At 38.0% G+C, this 17,800-nt stretch carries 23 protein-coding genes and 1 pseudogene; 17 read left to right on the plus strand and 7 right to left on the minus strand.

The features are described from left to right. Positions 1 to 167: 167 nt before the first annotated feature. Positions 168 to 371, plus strand: a pseudogene (gene groEL, locus ACFIKO_RS02900) (chaperonin GroEL); the annotation flags it as partial. Positions 372 to 1,949: 1,578 nt separating this feature from the next. On the opposite strand, the gene ACFIKO_RS02905 reads toward groEL, so the two are convergent. The 4 genes from ACFIKO_RS02905 to ACFIKO_RS02920 are packed head-to-tail and all read right to left on the minus strand — an operon-like array spanning position 1,950 to position 3,186. Beyond that, complete coding sequence (locus tag ACFIKO_RS02905) at positions 1,950 to 2,162, minus strand: hypothetical protein (RefSeq protein WP_375619937.1); 213 nt, start codon at positions 2,160 to 2,162, stop codon at positions 1,950 to 1,952. Next, positions 2,155 to 2,367, minus strand: a complete 213-nt coding sequence (locus ACFIKO_RS02910) for a hypothetical protein (protein WP_375619936.1) — start codon at positions 2,365 to 2,367, stop codon at positions 2,155 to 2,157. The genes ACFIKO_RS02905 and ACFIKO_RS02910 overlap by 8 nt, the downstream gene beginning before the upstream one ends. Continuing rightward, on the minus strand, positions 2,291 to 2,527 hold the full coding sequence (locus tag ACFIKO_RS02915; RefSeq protein WP_375619998.1) for a hypothetical protein: 237 nt from the start codon (positions 2,525 to 2,527) through the stop codon (positions 2,291 to 2,293). Before ACFIKO_RS02915 ends, ACFIKO_RS02910 begins: the two co-directional genes overlap by 77 nt. Beyond that, the gene (locus ACFIKO_RS02920) at positions 2,524 to 3,186 is read right to left on the minus strand and encodes a lysozyme (protein ID WP_375619935.1); all 663 of its coding nucleotides are present in this window, start codon (positions 3,184 to 3,186) and stop codon (positions 2,524 to 2,526) included. Before ACFIKO_RS02920 ends, ACFIKO_RS02915 begins: the two co-directional genes overlap by 4 nt. A 149-nt stretch (positions 3,187 to 3,335) precedes the next feature. On the opposite strand from ACFIKO_RS02920, the gene ACFIKO_RS02925 reads away from it, so the two are divergent. Further along, positions 3,336 to 3,497 carry a hypothetical protein gene (locus ACFIKO_RS02925; RefSeq protein ID WP_375619934.1) on the plus strand — a complete coding sequence of 54 codons (162 nt, stop codon included), beginning with the start codon at positions 3,336 to 3,338 and terminating at the stop codon, positions 3,495 to 3,497. Positions 3,498 to 3,617: 120 nt separating this feature from the next. Continuing rightward, positions 3,618 to 3,755, plus strand: coding sequence for a hypothetical protein (locus ACFIKO_RS02930; RefSeq protein WP_375673226.1), 138 nt, complete (start codon positions 3,618 to 3,620; stop codon positions 3,753 to 3,755). A 348-nt stretch (positions 3,756 to 4,103) separates the two neighbouring features. On the opposite strand, the gene ACFIKO_RS02935 is transcribed toward ACFIKO_RS02930, so the two are convergent. Next, on the minus strand, positions 4,104 to 5,033 hold the full coding sequence (locus ACFIKO_RS02935; protein WP_375619932.1) for a YopJ/AvrA family T3SS effector serine/threonine acetyltransferase: 930 nt from the start codon (positions 5,031 to 5,033) through the stop codon (positions 4,104 to 4,106). 388 nt (positions 5,034 to 5,421) lie between these two features. After that, entirely contained in the window at positions 5,422 to 6,366 is a 945-nt protein-coding gene (locus ACFIKO_RS02940; RefSeq protein ID WP_375619931.1) for a YopJ/AvrA family T3SS effector serine/threonine acetyltransferase, read from the minus strand. A gap of 802 nt (positions 6,367 to 7,168) precedes the next feature. Here ACFIKO_RS02940 and ACFIKO_RS02945 point away from each other — a divergent pair. Next, entirely contained in the window at positions 7,169 to 7,309 is a 141-nt protein-coding gene (locus tag ACFIKO_RS02945) for a hypothetical protein (protein WP_375673227.1), read from the plus strand. A gap of 575 nt (positions 7,310 to 7,884) precedes the next feature. On the opposite strand, the gene ACFIKO_RS02950 is transcribed toward ACFIKO_RS02945, so the two are convergent. Further along, a complete protein-coding gene (locus ACFIKO_RS02950; RefSeq protein WP_375673228.1) occupies positions 7,885 to 8,454 on the minus strand; it encodes a hypothetical protein in 570 nt (189 codons plus the stop codon). 2,204 nt (positions 8,455 to 10,658) lie between these two features. Here ACFIKO_RS02950 and ACFIKO_RS02955 point away from each other — a divergent pair. The 13 genes from ACFIKO_RS02955 to ACFIKO_RS03015 all read left to right on the plus strand — a co-directional run bounded on the left by ACFIKO_RS02955 (position 10,659) and on the right by ACFIKO_RS03015 (position 17,619). Beyond that, positions 10,659 to 11,177, plus strand: coding sequence for a hypothetical protein (locus ACFIKO_RS02955; protein WP_375673229.1), 519 nt, complete (start codon positions 10,659 to 10,661; stop codon positions 11,175 to 11,177). 8 nt (positions 11,178 to 11,185) lie between these two features. Further along, the gene (locus tag ACFIKO_RS02960) at positions 11,186 to 11,737 is read left to right on the plus strand and encodes a hypothetical protein (RefSeq protein ID WP_375673230.1); all 552 of its coding nucleotides are present in this window, start codon (positions 11,186 to 11,188) and stop codon (positions 11,735 to 11,737) included. Between the two features lie 57 nt (positions 11,738 to 11,794). After that, positions 11,795 to 12,352, plus strand: a complete 558-nt coding sequence (locus ACFIKO_RS02965) for a hypothetical protein (protein ID WP_375673231.1) — start codon at positions 11,795 to 11,797, stop codon at positions 12,350 to 12,352. A gap of 199 nt (positions 12,353 to 12,551) precedes the next feature. Continuing rightward, positions 12,552 to 12,884: a hypothetical protein gene (locus ACFIKO_RS02970; protein ID WP_375673232.1), complete on the plus strand. Its 333-nt coding sequence runs from the start codon at positions 12,552 to 12,554 to the stop codon at positions 12,882 to 12,884. A gap of 416 nt (positions 12,885 to 13,300) precedes the next feature. Then, positions 13,301 to 13,555: a hypothetical protein gene (locus ACFIKO_RS02975; RefSeq protein ID WP_375673233.1), complete on the plus strand. Its 255-nt coding sequence runs from the start codon at positions 13,301 to 13,303 to the stop codon at positions 13,553 to 13,555. Positions 13,556 to 13,639: 84 nt separating this feature from the next. Further along, complete coding sequence (locus ACFIKO_RS02980) at positions 13,640 to 13,999, plus strand: hypothetical protein (protein WP_375673234.1); 360 nt, start codon at positions 13,640 to 13,642, stop codon at positions 13,997 to 13,999. 263 nt (positions 14,000 to 14,262) lie between these two features. Beyond that, entirely contained in the window at positions 14,263 to 14,619 is a 357-nt protein-coding gene (locus ACFIKO_RS02985) for a hypothetical protein (RefSeq protein ID WP_375673235.1), read from the plus strand. A 227-nt stretch (positions 14,620 to 14,846) separates the two neighbouring features. Continuing rightward, positions 14,847 to 15,203, plus strand: coding sequence for a hypothetical protein (locus ACFIKO_RS02990; protein WP_375673236.1), 357 nt, complete (start codon positions 14,847 to 14,849; stop codon positions 15,201 to 15,203). 13 nt (positions 15,204 to 15,216) lie between these two features. Then, complete coding sequence (locus ACFIKO_RS02995) at positions 15,217 to 15,708, plus strand: hypothetical protein (RefSeq protein ID WP_375673237.1); 492 nt, start codon at positions 15,217 to 15,219, stop codon at positions 15,706 to 15,708. A gap of 10 nt (positions 15,709 to 15,718) precedes the next feature. Further along, a complete protein-coding gene (locus ACFIKO_RS03000; protein WP_375673238.1) occupies positions 15,719 to 16,378 on the plus strand; it encodes a DUF6990 domain-containing protein in 660 nt (219 codons plus the stop codon). Positions 16,379 to 16,466: 88 nt separating this feature from the next. Then, positions 16,467 to 16,841 carry a hypothetical protein gene (locus tag ACFIKO_RS03005; protein ID WP_375619920.1) on the plus strand — a complete coding sequence of 125 codons (375 nt, stop codon included), beginning with the start codon at positions 16,467 to 16,469 and terminating at the stop codon, positions 16,839 to 16,841. Between the two features lie 10 nt (positions 16,842 to 16,851). Beyond that, positions 16,852 to 17,415 carry a hypothetical protein gene (locus tag ACFIKO_RS03010; protein ID WP_375673239.1) on the plus strand — a complete coding sequence of 188 codons (564 nt, stop codon included), beginning with the start codon at positions 16,852 to 16,854 and terminating at the stop codon, positions 17,413 to 17,415. A 39-nt stretch (positions 17,416 to 17,454) separates the two neighbouring features. Continuing rightward, the gene (locus tag ACFIKO_RS03015) at positions 17,455 to 17,619 is read left to right on the plus strand and encodes a hypothetical protein (RefSeq protein WP_375619918.1); all 165 of its coding nucleotides are present in this window, start codon (positions 17,455 to 17,457) and stop codon (positions 17,617 to 17,619) included. The last annotated feature ends 181 nt before the right edge of the window (positions 17,620 to 17,800 follow it).

Genomic DNA, 17,800 nt, shown 5'->3' on the forward strand with positions numbered 1-17,800 from the left:
AAGCAATGGTTGCTGAAGTTCCAAAGAAAGATACACCAATGCCTCCAATGCTTAGGTGGTGGAATGGGTGGAATGGGCGGAATGGATTTCTAAGCTCTTATTCCATAGAAGTAATAAAGAAACGGGCTTTCTGTGCCCGTTTTTTTAATGCTTTTTCACGTTTCGCAACCGGTGAATTTGGTGATTTGATTGCTTTCAAGAATTGTTGATCCAGTGAAAGTTTTTGCGTTCTGCTCTCCAGAATGCGGCTTCAATTGCTAGCTTGCTGATTACAACAGAAGCAATGGTTGCTGAAGTTCCAAAGAAAGATACACCAATGCCTCCAATGCTTAGGTGGTGGAATGGGTGGAATGGGTGGAATGGATTTTTAAGCTCTTTTCTATAGAAGTAATAAAGAAACGGGCCTTCTGTGCCCGTTTTTTATGCTTTTTCATGTTTCGTACAGTTCTTTCTTTTTATTTTAAGTTTATGCATGCACCATTAAAAAAATCCTGTATTTGTACTTTCGTGTTTGCGCTTTAGAAGGGCGAATGGTTTTTATGAATAAACGCAAGAGTTTGTGCCCATTGAAAGTTGAAGAGAGAAAGTTAGACAGAGTATGTTGGGTCTTGTTTGTTTTTTTATGAATAAGATGCTGGTGTTTAAGCTTTTGTATGAAAAAATTCAGGGTGTTCTCTGTTAAAGGGCTTTTGTATACTGGGATAAGCGTATCTCTGTTTGGTTAATCTCTGCAATAAAAAGACAGCTTCATTGAGAAAGAATGTAAAGGCATATAATCCTCGTTTTGTCATCATCTTTTTGCTTTAAGGGTATTTATAGTAATATCTTATTAAATAATGAAGATGATGCCTCAAACTTTTGTTGCTTTCGTGTCTTTTTGGGTGAAATCCCTCACGTAAAACAGAAAAGCCGCAAATATATTTGTCTCCAAATATACGTTTTTGCATATTGACGTGTTTTTTAAGAGACATCTCGCTTGTTACATCGATTTCGCAATGGATTTGTGAAAGGTATAAGGGCAAAGTTCTCATGAAGTTTATAAAACTATAGGGCACGATCATCTTTACGCTTAATAAGAGAATACGCTAACGTTATTATACACGTTTTCAGCTCTCAATGTTATGATAAGCCGTTGGTTCGTGAGACAGTGAGGCATGCCTTTCTTGTATAGTTTTGACCCCTACACTGTAATGTGCAAGCGACATAGTTTGGATTATTTCAAAAGGAAACAGGTTTGGAAATGAGAAAATTCTACGATATGCAGGGTTTTAATTCAAGTTGAATAAGGCTTAATGATAATTATAAATCAATGTAATGTGGTTTTACAGTTTTCAAGAGCATTGCATTTTTGCAAATAACGATAATCATGTGTTGTTGCACATTGTTTAATGGATTTTAATGGAGCAATAATTTTATTTATAATAATAATTCATTGTTTTGTATGTTGAATAAGAGATTTTTATTGCGGTGGATTTTTTAAATTTAAATTCTCTCTTATGTTAAAACAATCTCTATCATTTTCTTATACCTCACAAGTGGAGGGAGTTAGGGTAAAATACTTAAAGAAAATAAAAATGCCTCTCATGAATATTCTCAAATAGTCAGTTTTTTATAAACAGAGTTTTATAAACGGGGATTTTTATAAATATTGGGGATTGGTAATGCGTAGGGTGGGATCGGATTGCTCTTTTTTTAAGCATAAAGAAAGGGGATTTTAGGCAATTTAATACTCTTGCGTTGTTTATTTATGCAATTATTAAAAAAATATCTCTAAATATTTTTAAATTTTTTCGCGATGGTATCTTCCCGATGCGATTTGTGAAGAGTGTGTAAAAATTTTCCATGAGACGTGAAAAATCATCAATAAAATATTCGTGTTTTCAAAAAATAACGAATGGCTTTTTATATTTAAAAAAAAGATTTAACACGTCTCATGTTTTTTATTTATTTTAGAGCTGAATATTTGATTTTTGTGTAAAAATATTTGCCAATGCATCCACGATACGTGAAAAATCAAGCGCTAATAAGAAAATGATGAATATAATCCACTTCGTATAGCGTGACATTATTTTTACACTTTTATAAGTTGTGATGATTTCTTGTAGGATTTCTTTTTCCTTTTCTGTAAGCTCTATTTGTTTTTCTGTTTTTTTTCTAGCCATGTTTCCACCCACACAAGCCTTCCCCTTGTTTGTTATGCTTTAAAATATCTCTTGCGAGATTTGAGCTGATGATATTGAGATCTTTTTTGTCTAAATAAATGGGCATCCAACCAACGCAAGAAAAAGGTTCATTTATTTTTTTTATCGCGCAACCAGTGAGTAAGAGCAGCGCGTACATCAGGATCACTTTTTTGATTAATTTCATTTTCCACCTCTAGCCGTGTTGTTGATGACTTTAGTGTTTTTTGTATTTGCTTTTGTTGTTCAATCTTCTTTCCAAGAGTGAAAACTTTTGCTAAAGCGATAAAAAAAGCGGTCAGAGCCGCTCCTGTTATCATCAGATTTTTTTTCATCCACCACATTATAAGCGCTGCTCCCGAAACCGTTTTGCTACAAAGAAGATGCCAGCACAGGCGGCTAAAACCATAATGGCTGCCAATGCCCATTGGATGGGACCATTGCCTGCTAATAAGCCTCCAAGTCCAGAAAAAGAACCAATAATCGGTGTAAGTGCTTCTGCTTTAAAAAATCCCATTGGTGCTTGCGTTTCTACGGTTTGGTAGTTGGAAGAAACATAAGCACCTTTTGCCCATAGTCCTGCTTCGGCTGCACGACGGTGCACTAAACCGTGAAGACGTTTTCCTCCTGCTTTGGTCCACTTTTGTAATTCAGCAGGGACGGCTTCATATTCGCCGTTATTGAGTTTTTTGAGCAGGGTCGAATTACAAAAAGCTGATGTTCCTATATTATAGCAAAACGATACGAGCGCGGCGAATTGTTCATCCGTTAAGGAAACCGTTACATTTTTTTCAACGGTATTTTCAAATTGTCTTAAATCTTGAGAAAGAACTTCTTCTGCTTGTTTTTCAGTAATGATCATGCCCTTGTGAACGAATGGTTTGCCAACAATGCTGGTATGTCCATAGCCGATTGTCCATACCCCGATGGCATCTTTATAGGCTTGTAAACGCAATCCTTCCCATTGTTTAATGAGTGCAAGCCCTGCTGATGATATTTTTCTCATTTGCTTCTCCATAAAATAAAGCCTCACGTTAACGTGAGGCTGGTCGACATATTAAAAATGAAAATTTTCACTCTGCAAAAACAGACAAGACGTGAAAATTTAATGAAATCAAAAGGTTAGTTGTGGCATCTTAAGGGATGGGATAATGGTTGGCCAAGTGGGATAATGGTTGGTCGGGCTGGTGTTTTCCGTTGAGGGGTGTTGTTGGTTTTGAAATTTGGTGCTGGGTTGTTGATAGGGTCTTATTGGTGCTGGTCTTGTTGGTGCTGGTGAGGTTGGCGATTGTGTTGGTGTACGCAATGGCATTATGATGGCATTACGGTTGTGTTAGCGGTGGCATGAGAGGTGAGGTTGGAGGGGTGACATATATGTTGGTGAATGAAACTCTTAGAAGGCACTGTTGGCGCGGCAGGGGTTGGGAGGGGTGCATAATGATTTGTGTTTTTGGTGTTGGTGATTGCGGTTGTTTTGGCGGTGGTTGTGAGGGGGGAGAGATGGGGAGAACGGATGGTGTGATTGTGAGGGACAAGAGAGTGGCTGTGCACAGTTGTTTTAGCCAGTGGTACTGATGTGGAGGCGCTTGAGATAAAAGCGGACAACTCTTAGAAAAAAGCTACAGGAGGAGGCGGGTGCTTTTACTTAACATCTAAAATCATAAAATATTTTATGCATTCAGCCTTCTGTCTATTCAAATATGGATCATTGTTAAGAAGAGCTTTGGAATTTTGATACAATTTTAAAATCGACTGATTTTGATAGAACAGTCCTGTTTTGCCTTTTGTCTTTCAAGAGATTACGTTGCTTGCTGTTTGCATCTTTACCTGCTTACAAACGGAAAAGAAGATTTGCTAACAGCAAGTTATGCCCCACCGTCAAGCAGCAGAGCTTCGTTTTTTATGGGTATGAAAAAGTCTCAATTACATCATCAAAGATTTGTATTCAGTGAGCCTTTTTTGGTGGGAGGAAACGGAAACAGTTTTTCCTTCTGTTGTTCTTAAGTTTTTTTCAAATCTCTCTCTCAGAGTTTCACCTTTTTTGTTTACTGTTTCATGTTCAGCATCCGGATTGGTTTTTAAATATTGTTCTAGACGTTTTCTTCCTTGCGCATGTTTGTATAAACTGATGGGAAGATAGGAATCTAACTTTTCAGCAGATAAAGATGAATTGGGTTCACATAATACACCCTTAACATTATCTTTGTGCAATCTTGCTAATTTATCAGATTCAAGATGAAGCTTTTTGGCGAGGCTTAAGCTGAACATCCCACATTCAGAAGAGCTTCGCTGAATATCCATTTCTGCCGTGGTAAAAGAATAAAGAGGCAGTTGAAGACATTGAAGGGTTTGATTTATTTTTATCCCTAGTTTGCAAGCAGTGATATTCTGAAATGTTGTAGGTTCAAGCATAATCAAAGAGATTTTGTCATCAACTTTTTGATAATCAAGGACTGCAAAGTGGATTTTGCTTCCCGAATTTACTATAAATCGAGCAGATTTTGCGTCGCTCTCAACCACTTCTTTTAGTGCGTGCGAAAACTCTTCTGCTGTAAGAGCCAATTTGAGATTCATTTCTGGATATTTGCTGTTTGCTTTTTCTACGAGAGCCGGCATCAATCTAAAATCTATGTTTTCATAATAAGAGTTAATCCAACGGCTGGTGACGAGATCATCCTCTAAGTCTGTAATAATAGCTTTCAACTTTTCCTGACTCAAGGTGCTCTCTTCTTTTTGAGGAGCGTTGAGTTGTTCTAAACGGGCAATAAGGCTTTCTAAGGATTCATTTTCGATGTTACTTTCTGCTATTTGTGAGGCATGAGCGGCAGTATCTTTTGAATCTTGTGGCTTCATAATATGAACCTCCGTGGTTATAATCGGGAGGCAATATTATTTTCTTATATTTTGACCAAATAATGTTTTGAAAAAGAACCTTTATCTCTTGAAGATTAAGGAAAAAATCATTTTTCGGCTGCTTTATAAGAAAGTGCGGGCAGGTCTTTTCAAAATTTGCGTGTTTTATGTTTGTTCAAAGTCTTAAAATACGGGCTTTAAAATGGGCTGCTTTTAATAGAATACGATTGTTTTTGCCTTTTGTTTGAAGAGGTAATTGCTCACTTTTTGCATTGTCACTTCTTTCAAAGGGAAAAGAAGATTGGCTGACAGCAATTTATGCTTAATCATAAAGCCGCAAAGCTTCATTCTTTGTGGATGTGGAATACGGATATGGCGAAAACACTCATTACATCATCAGAGATTTGTATTCCGTCGCTCTTTTTCTGTGTTGTGAAACAGAAACAGTTTTTGTCTCTGTTGCTACCAAGCTTCTCTCAAACCTCTCGTTTAGGGTTTCACCTTTTTTGTTTACTTTTTCATGTGCTGCTTCTGGGTTGGCTTTTAGATATTCCCGAAGACGTTTTCTGCCTTGCACGTGTTTGTATAAACGGGCTGGAAGATATGGATCTAATTTTTCAGCAGGTAAAGGCGTATCTGGTTCACATAACACACCCTTAATATTATCTTTGTGTAGTCTTTCTAATTTTTGAGCTTCGAGATAAAGCTTTTTGGCAAGGCTTAAGCTGAACATCCCACATTCAGAGGAGCTTCGTTGAATATCCATTTCTACCATGGCAAAATGAATATTCGGAAATTGGTGATGTTCAATGGATTGTCGCGTCCTTAATGCAAGTAATGCGGGAAGCGTGTCACGCAGCAAGGTCGGTTCAAAAAAGATCAAAGATGTTTTATTATCAATGGTTTGATGATCGACAACCGCAAAATGAATTCCCCTATCTTGTGCGTTAACAATAAATCTGGAAGATGTTATACCGCGCTCGAAAGTGTCTTTGAGTGCAAGGGCAAAGCCGTCTGGGGGGCTTGTAAGTTTGAGATTCATCTCTGGATATTTACGATTTGCTTGATCGACCAAGGCTGGCATCATGTAAAGATCTAAAATATCATAATAATTTTTGATCCAACTGCCATCGGCATTATGCTGTTCTAAACCAGCAACAATATCTTTTAACTCTGCACGATTGAAAGGGGTGTTTTTTATTTTTTCAATGTTAAGCTGTTCTAAATGTGCAGTAAGAGTGTCTAATGATGCATTTGCATGCGCCCCTTCTGGTGCACTTGCCCCTTCTGGGGTTTGTGAGGAATGAGGTGGGGGGAAATCTTGTGGCTTCATAATCTTAGCCTCCATGTTGATGATCGATAGGTGATATTATCTTCTTCAATTCTGGCTAAACAATGTTTTGAAAAACAAGCCTTTGCATCTTGAAAGGTGAGGCGATGAGAGCATAATGATGCCGTTTTCATATTTTTATGCGTGTATTGCTCATCATTGCTGTGATGTATGATATTGGTATTTTATGGGGGGATTAGGGCGTTCTATTGGGAGCCCGTGAATACGGCTTGTTTTGAAAATCTCAAAATTATAGAGTTGTTGGTGATGCAAATTGGGTGATGCAAAAGAAAACAGTCATAAAAAAATGAAAGATACCTTCAAACCGTAAAGTTTTAAAGATTGTCGCGAAACACACTGTTTATAACAGTCTATAATAATGCGAAAATTTTATGATGAAATCTGGACGCAGAAAACCCCTTACCGCACCTGTCATTAAATACGATTTTTCATATTCTGTCAACAGCAAAACGACGATTTTTCCTTTTTTATCGCGGGAAAAAATTTACAGAAAAAAGCTCATTCATTAGCTATGCAGTAAAATATGTTGTTTTAATGGGAAAGTTTTTGATGTGGCAAAAAACATTTTCTCCTTTGAGAAAAGGAGGGGGCAAGGTGAAGGGAGAGGAGAGAATTGTGGTTTTGAAATCCGTGGTATTTTATTGATGGAATTGAGAGGGCGATGGTTAGAAGATATTGCGGGGGCAAAGCATAGGTGTTGGTGATTGTGGTGGCGATTGGGACTGTGCTGGCTGTCGTATTAGTAGTGGTGTGATGGGGGGATGATTGCTGGTATAACTTGTTGATGAGGGAGAAGATTATTGGTGGGGGCTTTTTCTTTCGTTTAAGGGATGATGCTTTTAATTTTGTAAAAAAATCAATGGGGCGTTTTAATAATAAGCTATTGATTTATAATGATGTTTTTGTCGTTATTGATCTTGAATGAGAAATCCAGATTATGCTGCAGTCAAAGCCATGTCTCTTGTTCGTCATAAGATCAGGAAAGCCGTATAGAATTGTACAAGAAAAGACGCACAATGACTATAATGAATTGTCTCAAAAACTAAGGATGTCGCGATATTGGGGAAAAGTGGATGATGAGGGCTGTTTGTTACAATGGGAGGTGATGGGGAGGGGGAGGTGATGGGGAGGGGGAGGTGATGGGGAAAATGTTGCTGTCTGGAGAGGGGAGACAATATTTATTTTGCCGATGTCGTGAGATATGCCGTGAATTATTGTCCTTTGAGGCATGGGTAGATATATAGTTGAGGTATGGTGATAAGTCTCTTTGACAGGTTGAAGCGTTTTTTAAAGGGCGTGGTGGATATTTTAAAGCTTGTTTGTTGTGTGCTTTAAGCTCGTCAATCCCATGAAATTCTATGAAAGGCAAGTTCGGTGGATCTCAAGTGTAACTTGCCAAGAAGGATTATTTCTTTACAACGGAGCTGGTTACAAAGAGGCATGTTACAAAGGAGGTTTTGTAATCTTTATCCTGTGAGGAAGAGAAAACGATGGGTGTTTTTAGCCAATGCTCTTTTTGCTAGAACAGTCAAAATGTTTATAAAGGGCATCAAGAATAATACGCAACGAACCAACAAGATTAGGCAGCGGTTGATCTTCTATAACAAGATATTGTAATGCCGCATGAAAGTTGTGTTGACGATGCAAATATTGCGCTTCTTTAATCGCTTCTTGCATATCTTCATAGCAATTCGTTGCTCTTTGAATCCATTGCTTTTTTGTTTTCTCATCTGATGCGCTGTGCGTAAAACCATCATAATAGCCGTTTGGTAAGCCTTTTGCACATAAATAGTCGTTTCTGATTTGCAAGTATCGTTGCGCCGTGTCATATTGCTCTTTACTGATGCCTGATGAATCCCCTTTATAGCCAAGCAAACAAAGACGCCCAATATAGGTTCCGACAAGCGGATTTTTCGCTTCTTCAAGGCTTAAACCAAAGTGTTTTGCACGCATTTCAATTGCAGATTGAAGCGCAGATTCGCTGGGGTTTTGGGCACGTGAAATACGGCCTTTGGATTCTCTGAGTTTGCCTGTTATTCTCGGTCTACCGCGTTTTTTACGTATTTTCATGAACTTAACCATTTAAATGAAAAATAAACTGTCTGTTGATGGGGGACAGTGATGTAAAAAGCACTTTGAGCAAATACTGGGGAGCAAATACTGGGGAGCAAATACTGAGGGGAGCAAATATTGGTGGAATATGAGCCGTTGCAGATCAAAGGAGAAACGGATACTAAAGGCGTCTTTCAGCACAAAGAACAGCAACGGTGTGGGGAGAAAAAATCATCTTTAAGGTGTTTCTTGCCATTTTTATCTTATCCCTATCAGTCTTATTTCTCGCCCCTATCATGCTTATTTTTATCATGGATAGCGGATTATTTGCTCTCTAAAGATTTCTCAACTTCTCTGGAACAGTTGAAAAGAAACTTTTGTCACATGTGAATAAATAAACAAGAATGATGTTTTATGGGTATGTCGTCATCTTTCTAACAGGAAGTCTTTTCTCATAGGATCATTTTCCTTCTTTCTCATGAGCGCTTTGTGGAAACTTTTCAGTTTCACCTTTGAAAAGTCATCGTTTTTATTATTCGTGGATTTTTATCATCCGTTGATCTTTGTTATTGGGAGGCATATTGGGGTTTTCTTATCGGGCGCTGTACCAAGATGTTTGATGTAGATTAAGCTGCGAAATATACATTTATCCTTTATAGAGGACTTTATCTTTTTTTGAGCGGCACAGAGCTTAAAAAAACAAACTTTTCAATGTGCTTATAATAGCATAAGATCCTTATCTTTTCAAATAAAATATGGTTCATTAGTTCAAAATAACAAAATAAACTGTGGAGGATCAAGCAATTTAGGATCATCTTTTATGGAGGATATTTTTGTTTTTGCTGTTTTAATGGATTTCATCATAAAAAAGGGAAGTGGTCACTTAAATGGTTAAATGACGGGATTCAATATCCAAAGAAGCTTTATAAGTGGCAGGTAGCTTGATAAAAGAGGCGTTTATTAAGAGATGCTTTTATAAAGGTGGGGGCTATGAGGTGTGAGACATTTCTTTTTTAATTTTAAAATAGGGGCTTTTTTAATCAAGAAATTTTAAAATGAGAATTGAAAAATTGCAAAGCTGTTGTGGGCGCATTTTAGATAATCGGTTGTTTGGTTTGGTTTGTGGGGCGTGCTTATTGCTTCACGCTTTTGTTTATCGCATTCTTATTTCTCACATTCTGGGGGCACATTTCTCATGTCATACATAATGCCCCAAATGGAATATACTTATTGTTGCATATTCACGCGCTTGTTTTAAGAGTCATCTCTTACATGTGCTCGAGCCCATTTCACGACGGTGGCTCAAGAAGGGTATCATGGTAAAGCTTTGATAATATAACTTTATTAAGTGTCATCATTTTTAGGCTTCATAAAAGCGTAAGCTGGTATTATTATATACTTTGCCAATCCCAATATGGTGTATTACAAGCTCTTGGCACTTGAGATGGTTTATAAGAGGCATTTTCATTGTACAATTTCACTCCGCATGGCTCCCCCACTTTTTACGTACAAGCAAATAAATTTGATTGATTCAACAGGGAGTAGATTTGAAATGAGAGAATCTTACAGCATTTAGGATGTGTTGATGATCAAGACACGAAGCGCTTGTGAAAATGTTTTTTATCTTGTTATGCCATAAAATACTGTCATTTGAGGCGGGGATGGGAAGGTTTATGAGGCATTACAATGCTTGACGCATTAAGTGTTAAAAATTAGGTGCCAATGTTAAGGAAGGAGTTTTCCGTAGAGCGCTTTATGCAAGTGGAGCCCATAAGTGCTCGGCAGGTGGAGTGCACTTAAGAGCAATGGAATTGTTTACAAACTGAGGTGGGTTTTAAAATCTTCATTCTTTGAGATGTGGGAGGGAATATCATCATCCTTTGCTTTATATATACTCGGCTTCATTTAAGCGGTGAAAACACTGTCGTTTATGGTGGGCATGTCAGTTTTCCACATGGGATGTTTTTTAGATTAGATATTTGTTGGATTTTTTTTAAAACGGTGTCTTTTAGGGGTATGTGATCGATAAAGAGAGGGAAAGGGGTGTTTGGGCTTGTAAGCGCGTCATGTATAAGCGCGTATAGGGCCAAGTGAATAAAATATTTAGAAGGGATTATAGTGCTTGCTTTACTCTGAGAAGAGTGCTAAGCGAATTTGCTGCGCTGGTCGCGTGCTATCAAATATTGAAGAGTGGGAATTTTAGAAGTGGGGGGAGTATCTGTATGATCAGAGATAAATCACAACACCAATCTGCCCATGAGGGAAATAAGGCTTTTGTATCGAAGCCAGTGTTGGATCAGTCGGCAACTTTCAAAAAATGGATGGCTCTCTCAACAAGTGATTATATCATCATTTGTTGTTTGGCTATCCTCTTGTTGGTGCTTTTTTCCGCGACTGTCTATATGAGCCCTTTGGAATTTTTTCACATTATGTCCAAAGAACAGCTCCAAGTACTGAGACAAATGAAACAAGAAAGTTTTCAGGAAATAATTCAGGAAAGTCTTAAACACCCTTTTAAAAATCCTATCATCGAGCATTTGCTTGATGCGGGGTGGAATAGTGTTTGGGCTTTTTTATGTTTCTTGCCGCAAATGATTTTTGGCGTTCTTTTTGGGTTGTTTCCGCTCTTTTTTGTCTTTAACGCCATATTTAAACGGGATGTGAAGGAGATTATGATGCAATGGGAAACATTGCCAGAGCAGCAACAGCTAGACAACCAATCTCTTAACAGAAGACAATAGGGGGAAAAGTGACCGCTTCTTTAATCATTGGAATGTTGATTGCCGTAGGGACGGCAATTTTTATTTGTTTTACAATTTTTATGGTATTCCTTTCTACCATGGTGACAATCGTTGCACTTTATTATTCGTTGATAAAACGGACAATCTTGTTATTGGTGACGCAGCGAAAATTAAAAAAGGGTGCAGCGCAGAATTTGAGGCATAATCAGGCAGGAGGGAGAGGACAGAATACAGTTCTTGCAACAAAGTTCAGTGCCTTTTCTTTTCAAGAATCTTTGCTTCTCTCAAAAAAAGATTATTTTATGATCTTTTCTATCGCCTTCGTTATGGTTGCACTTTGCACAGGTGTTGTCATTTTTTTAGCTTTTCTTCCAAAATCTGCAATTTTTTTGCACAATTACGCGCCTATGATAGTGCTTCACATGATTGATTTTGTCATGCGACTGCTGTTTTGGGTCTGGGCATGTATTGTTGTTTCTTTACCTGTCATTTTAATTCTCCATAGTTTCCTTCAGTATGGCGTGCAAGAAACAGTAAAGGAATTAGAAACATTTGTTTGAGCAGAGGATAAAAATGATGATTTCACATCAATGCGATAGGGAAAAAAAGGGAGCATTATGATGCAGCATTTGGCTTTTTTAGGGTTCGTTATCATTGCCATTTTAATGGTTATGGTCATTGTTAGGCTTCCTTACCTGCTGATCAAGCATATGAAGTTATCTTTTAAACTCGCTCAAGACTTGAAAAAGAGTACGACGCAACAAAAACAAGCCATACAACAATTGCGCAATGATCGGGGAGAAATGAAAAGACACAATCTCGCGCTTGAGACACTTGATGCGAAAATGCGCTTTCTTAATTTCAAAGAATCTCTGCCCTTTTCTTCAAAAGAATGTAAAATAATCTTTTTTATCCTTATTCTCTTTTCTGTTTTGCAATCTTCTTTCTCTATCGCAAATTTTGTATGGTGGAAAAATGATAGTGTTGCCTTTATCATGCAGCTGTTGAGCCTTATATGGTTAGGGATTTTTCTCTTTTTTCCGATCATTGGGATCATGTGCATAAAATTAACGAGAAAATTGAATAAAACGCTTCAGCAATTGGAAGAAGCGATAAAACAACGCGATCAGGCAATCCGTATGCAGAATGTGGTAGGGGGACAAAATGACGAGTAGTCTTATAACATTAATAGCCATTTCTTTCCTGTGTTTTACGCTCTTAAATGTTTTAATATGGGGGCCGCTCTTTGCCGTTTATTACCTGTTTATCAAGCGTGCGCGGCTTTATTGTCGCGTGAAAAAGGAACTGAAATGCGTGCTGAATGAACGCGATATTGCCTTAAAACAGATCTCCCCAAAATAAAAAAGCAGTAGAATGTTTGATAAAAAACAGCTTTCTCTTGTTTGGCAAGACTATAAAAAAATATTTTATATTTCTACAGTCATGGCGACTGCTCCAATAGTTATAACTGCTGTTGTTAAGATATGGAGAGGGGAGGACTTTGTTTCTCTTGTCGTATTCGAGCCACTGGCATGGATGCTTGCCTGTACTTTTTTATTCTTACCGATTGTTTTTATTATGCGTTTTATCGTGACTCGTCAGTTGAAGAAAATGGTGCGGCAATTAGAAGAAGAGGTTGAGCAGAAAAAAGCTCCAGTCATGTTATACGATGTGAGCGAGGGAAAAGTGAGCGAGGGGAAAAAGTGAAGAGAGGCTTTTATTGAGCCTTGCTTTTGACTTGTTCATTAAGGAGCATGGGTGTGCTTCTCGTTTTATGCTTTTTTATATTTGTGTCGTGTTTTTGAGAAAAATTGAGGCTCTTGCTTGAGTAAGGTTTTTGCTTGCGTGGGTTGTGACGAAAAGTGAAGAGAGGCTGTTATTGTTCTTGGGCTTCACTTGCTGTTGGTGTTTTCTTTAAGAGAGAAAATCTTGTAACTTATTTTCTTTTTATCAAGTATAAAAATGTGCCTTACCAAGCGATATTGAGAGCAAAAAATCTATACTTAAAGCAAAAGATATTCTGGTGTTTGGGGAAGAAGAGCCCATTTTTTGCAGGTGGAGAGACAAGGCGCATAAAGAAGGCGCGCCAAAAGCTCAAGTTTTTAATTAAGACGTTTTTCCCCATGGAAAGTGCAACAGTGCTTTTAAAGAGCTTGGGTTGGAGGAGAGAAATTGAAAGAAAAGGGGGACACCTATTTATTTACGAGACCGCGAAGGGCAGTTTCTCATCTCTGGATGAAAAAGGTTTTGTGCAATTTGATTATGGAATTGTAGGAGGCGCTGGTATCCATGCGGCGGCTTGCCAAATATTAATCCTTATCATTTTAGGGCTTTGCCAGATTTATAACTGGACTTTGAAGCAAAGGGGTGGATTTTAAGGCAAAGGGATTGGAAATTTTTTGAGGAAGAGGTAAGCCTTTGGTGATTACGCTGTGTGCTTGAGGAAGCTTTAGATAAGGGCGATGAATGAGGTTGATCTTGGCAGTGTGCTTGGCTTTCAAAATGGGGGCACCGCCTTGGAAAAAGGAAATAATGATATCTCTCAAGGGACTTCTTCTTTGCTGTGCTACTTTGGGGCTTTGGTATTGAGGGCTGATGTTAAAATTTTACACCCTTCTCACAAAAGCTTTATGGAAGATGAAAGTTTGGGCTTTGAAAAAAATATCGAAAAAGTCCATTTGGGCGGCTTTTTTGGTGGTTCAAATCGTCATAAAGACAAAGCAACTTCGTTACGATTTTCTTGCACCAGTTGGCTTCTTCTTTGGAAAGAAGCTTATCTCTTGGAAATAAAAAGAGCAGTGATTAGAATTTTAGAGCCATAGACCCAAATTTGTGCAATAGAAGAAGATATTTTTATGAAAATTTAATCGACGAGAAAAGAGAAGCCTTAAGACAATAGGGGGTACACTGTGAGTGATGAAAACATGATGTTTGAAGGTGATGGAAAAAAATGCAACCCTGATATTGTTTTCATAAAAGATGAGGGATACAAGCGCTTGATATTGATGAACCCTCATTCATTGTGAGGACGAAAGCTTCGGTTCATGAAAATGGCTTAAAAATTGAGACAAATGAGGGATAAAAAATGAGGGGCAATGGAAAAAATGCATCATTGGATGAAGAGCCACGGTCTTTTTCGCTTGAAGAAGCGTTTTTGACAAGCAAAAATTATAAAATCATCTTTTGTATTGCTTTTATTATTACCGCTTTTAAAGTGGCACTCTTTATATTTTTTGAGTGGGATTTGACAGAGTGGTCGAATTATATCCTATTCATTTTAACATTAATATTGGGTTTTATATCAGTGCTTCTTTTTGTGTTTATTCCTGTTGCCTTTGTGGTTCGTATCATCTTTACGCGTTTGTTGAAAAAAAAGATCGATAAGTTGGATCAAGCAATCTGGCAGCGAAGAAAAACCGCTTCTCAACAAAACAGCGTGTGAAGGGAGGGCAGAAAATGAATACCGGTCTTTACATATTCTCATGCGTTGTAGGAGCACTTCTCTTCGTGCGATGTTTGAAGGTAATGGAAAAAAAATGCAACCCTGATATTGTTTTCATAAAAGATGAGGGATACAAGCGCTTGGTATTGATGAATTGAATTCATTGTGAGGACGAGAGCTTCGGTTCATGAAAATGGCTTAAAATTGAGATAAATGAGGGATAAAAAATGAGGGGCAATGGAAAAAATGCACTATTGGATGAAGAACCACGGTCGTTTTCGCTTGAAGAAGCGTTTTTGACAAGCAAAAATTATAAAATCATCTTTTGCATTGCTTTCATTATTAGCGCTTTTAAAGTGGCACTCTTTATATTTTTTGAGTGGGATTTGACAGAGTGGTGGAATTATATTCTGTTCATTTTAACATTAATATTGGGTTTTATATCAACGCTTCTTTTTGTGCTCATCCCTGTTGTCTTTGTAGTCCGTATCATTTTTACGCATTTGTTGAAAAAAAAGATTGATAAGTTGGATCAAGAAATCTGGCAGCGAAGAAAAACCGCTTCTCAACAAAACAGCGCGTGAAGGGGTGGGGAAAATGATAGATATTAAAATGATAGATATTATTGTTATATTCTCGTGGGGTGCGGGCTTGACGCTTTTCACGCTGCTTTCTGCTGTGGTCACGATGTTCATTTGGGCATTGTATTATTCTACTTTCAAGCGGGTGAGACTGTATTGCCAAGTGACAAAAGAATTAAGCCGCGTGCTTGAACAACCTATTGCTTTTGAGCCGTCTAGTGGGGAAATGCCGATGATTAAGCCGTTATCTGAGGTAAAAGAGTTCAAAGAGTTTTCTCTTTCTGATGAGGAAATCCTAACGATGGAAAGTGCAACGGCGCTGTTAAAGAGTTTGGGGTGGAAGGTGGAAATTGAAGGAAAAGGGGATCATTTGGCCACCTATTATTTACCAGATCGTGAAGTGCAGTTTCTTTATAATGCTGAGAAGGGGTATCCGCAATTTGATTGTGCAATTGCGGTGGGCTTCTGGTATCCATGCGGCGGTTTGCCAAACGATAGACCCTTATAATTCTGGAGGCTTGATTGCTCTTGAATTGAGTTTTGATGTGAAGGGGTTGGAAATTTTTGAAGAAAAGGTAAGCGCCCGGCGTTTATGCTGTGCTCTCGAGAAAGCTTTAGAAAAGGCAATGACAGATGTTGATCTTGGCAATATGCTTCGCTCTCAATATCGCATCCTTCCTTGGGAAAACAAAATTGTAGTTCCTCAATTGACTCCTTATTCGCTGCGCTATCTTGCAGCTCTGGCTTTGATGGGCGATGTTGAAACCTTACACTCTTATCACAAAAGCTTTCTGGAAGGTGAGACGCTGGGCTTTGAGACAAGCATCAAAGAGGAGCATCTGGAACGCGCGATGATCATCGCTAAGGCGGTAGAAAAAACAAAGCAACCCAGTTACGATTTACTTAAACAGGCGGCAAAGGATTTTTCCATGGAGGTGGAGAGCTATGAATATTTTAGAGCCTCAGATCCAAATTTTTGCAATAGAAGAAGATATATTTACGAAAATTTGATCGAGGAAAAAAGAGAAGAATTAAGGCAACAGGGATATTTTGTTTATGAAAAGGACGCGATTTGTGAGGTTGATGGAAAAAATTATCGACCCCATATTCTTTACATAAAGGATGGGGAAGTAAGATATATGGATGTAGAAATTGGGATTGATGAAAAAATTTATTGAGAAAAATAAAGAGTTTAGATAAATTAAAAAGAGCTTAAACCTAAAAATAATGCGTAAAAAGCGCGCAGCGTAAAAACAGAGGGGAACAATGCAGGAGAAAAAAGCAATATTTGGAGAGTCTTTCTTTTCATTTAGAAAATTTATGGTGTCTTCAGGGGAAAGGCGTAAAGGGGTGGGGAGTTGTGAAATAATAGGGCGCCGCTTTTTCACTATGTTTTGCACATGCCTTATCATGATGGCTTTAGACGTTCCTGTTGGTGCAAAATCTCTGGTACAGCCGTTGCAATGGACAAGATGGGAAGGAATTGGTTCTCTTATTTTTCTCTTACCGGTGTTGATTTGGTTTTGTCTTCTTACTCCTCTTCCGATCCTTTGGGGGCTTTATCGTTTTAAAGAGCGCAGATTGGAAAAAATAAAGAAAAAACTAAAAGCAAAAACAAAGCAACAAAAGATTAATCAATGAGGTTATACGCATGAGGGGTGAGGCCGCGGTTTTTATGTTGTTTCTGCCGGTTGGATATTTTCTTCTAAATGCAGTTACAGTTTTTGCCATTTTTGTGAATATGATTATTGTGGCGCCTTATTATTCTTTAATCAAGCGTTTGAGGCTCTATTACAGAGTGAAAAAACAAAGACGTTTGATGAAAGAACATCCACAGCGTTTTTGTTTCTTTGAAAAAAGCGGAAAAGAGAAAGAGAGAGTGCTGCAAAACTTAGCACTAGAAACACAGATAAGTTCCCATTCGTTAAAAAAATGGCTCGCTTTTTCACGCAAAGATTATATCCTCCACGCGTGCCTCTCTTTCATCATTATGTTTTTCAAAGCTTATGTCTATGTGATTTGCTCTAAAGGGCTAGCTGCTGAGATAGATGAGAGCAGATTTGAATATATTCTCACTCTTTTGTTTTTCTGGTTTTTTTTATCGGTATGTATTTTTGCAACGATGCCTGTTGTTGTGATCCTTCGTGAAATTTTAACCCATCGATTGAAAAAGAAGATTCAGCAATTAGAAGAAGTGATTGAAGTAACCAAATAAATCAATTTATAAAAGGAAGGGGATAAAATGCATTACGGAATGGCGGCAGCTTGGACGGTGATTTTGATCATTCTGCTGGGGGGTGTTTTTGATTTTTTCTTAACAATACCCATTGTGGCACTGTATATTTCTTTTATCAAGCGTTTGATCTCGTATTACAAGGTTACGAAACAATTAAATGCAGCGCTGAAAAAGCGCATGTAGTGCTCGTATCATGGGGGAGGCATAAGTTTTAGATCATGCCATTGCTTCATGGCTTGAGAGGAGGGCATCGATTGTTTTTCTCATTTTACGCTGATCTCTGGGGGAAAGAGCTGATGGCAATGAATAGGCTGATGATAGGCTTGTAACAGGTTTTGGCTGTTTATCGGAGGCTTCCTGTTTT

The sequence above is a fragment of the Bartonella sp. TS82HLJMH genome (assembly GCF_042193495.1).
GTDB lineage: Bacteria > Pseudomonadota > Alphaproteobacteria > Rhizobiales > Rhizobiaceae > Bartonella > Bartonella grahamii.

What these genes read in the sequence shown, in the direction of transcription:
- ACFIKO_RS02905 (WP_375619937.1), bottom strand. Translation starts at nt 2,162, where the DNA reads ATGGCTAGAAAAAAAACAGAAAAACAAATAGAGCTTACAGAAAAGGAA.
- ACFIKO_RS02910 (WP_375619936.1), bottom strand. Translation starts at nt 2,367, where the DNA reads ATGAAATTAATCAAAAAAGTGATCCTGATGTACGCGCTGCTCTTACTC.
- ACFIKO_RS02920 (WP_375619935.1), bottom strand. Translation starts at nt 3,186, where the DNA reads ATGAGAAAAATATCATCAGCAGGGCTTGCACTCATTAAACAATGGGAA.
- ACFIKO_RS02930 (WP_375673226.1), top strand. Translation starts at nt 3,618, where the DNA reads ATGATTTGTGTTTTTGGTGTTGGTGATTGCGGTTGTTTTGGCGGTGGT.
- ACFIKO_RS02935 (WP_375619932.1), bottom strand. Translation starts at nt 5,033, where the DNA reads ATGAAGCCACAAGATTCAAAAGATACTGCCGCTCATGCCTCACAAATA.
- ACFIKO_RS02940 (WP_375619931.1), bottom strand. Translation starts at nt 6,366, where the DNA reads ATGAAGCCACAAGATTTCCCCCCACCTCATTCCTCACAAACCCCAGAA.
- ACFIKO_RS02945 (WP_375673227.1), top strand. Translation starts at nt 7,169, where the DNA reads ATGAGGGAGAAGATTATTGGTGGGGGCTTTTTCTTTCGTTTAAGGGAT.
- ACFIKO_RS02950 (WP_375673228.1), bottom strand. Translation starts at nt 8,454, where the DNA reads ATGAAAATACGTAAAAAACGCGGTAGACCGAGAATAACAGGCAAACTC.
- ACFIKO_RS02955 (WP_375673229.1), top strand. Translation starts at nt 10,659, where the DNA reads ATGATCAGAGATAAATCACAACACCAATCTGCCCATGAGGGAAATAAG.
- ACFIKO_RS02965 (WP_375673231.1), top strand. Translation starts at nt 11,795, where the DNA reads ATGATGCAGCATTTGGCTTTTTTAGGGTTCGTTATCATTGCCATTTTA.
- ACFIKO_RS02970 (WP_375673232.1), top strand. Translation starts at nt 12,552, where the DNA reads ATGTTTGATAAAAAACAGCTTTCTCTTGTTTGGCAAGACTATAAAAAA.
- ACFIKO_RS02975 (WP_375673233.1), top strand. Translation starts at nt 13,301, where the DNA reads ATGGAAAGTGCAACAGTGCTTTTAAAGAGCTTGGGTTGGAGGAGAGAA.
- ACFIKO_RS02980 (WP_375673234.1), top strand. Translation starts at nt 13,640, where the DNA reads ATGAATGAGGTTGATCTTGGCAGTGTGCTTGGCTTTCAAAATGGGGGC.
- ACFIKO_RS02985 (WP_375673235.1), top strand. Translation starts at nt 14,263, where the DNA reads ATGAGGGGCAATGGAAAAAATGCATCATTGGATGAAGAGCCACGGTCT.
- ACFIKO_RS02990 (WP_375673236.1), top strand. Translation starts at nt 14,847, where the DNA reads ATGAGGGGCAATGGAAAAAATGCACTATTGGATGAAGAACCACGGTCG.
- ACFIKO_RS02995 (WP_375673237.1), top strand. Translation starts at nt 15,217, where the DNA reads ATGATAGATATTAAAATGATAGATATTATTGTTATATTCTCGTGGGGT.
- ACFIKO_RS03005 (WP_375619920.1), top strand. Translation starts at nt 16,467, where the DNA reads ATGCAGGAGAAAAAAGCAATATTTGGAGAGTCTTTCTTTTCATTTAGA.
- ACFIKO_RS03010 (WP_375673239.1), top strand. Translation starts at nt 16,852, where the DNA reads ATGAGGGGTGAGGCCGCGGTTTTTATGTTGTTTCTGCCGGTTGGATAT.
- ACFIKO_RS03015 (WP_375619918.1), top strand. Translation starts at nt 17,455, where the DNA reads ATGGCGGCAGCTTGGACGGTGATTTTGATCATTCTGCTGGGGGGTGTT.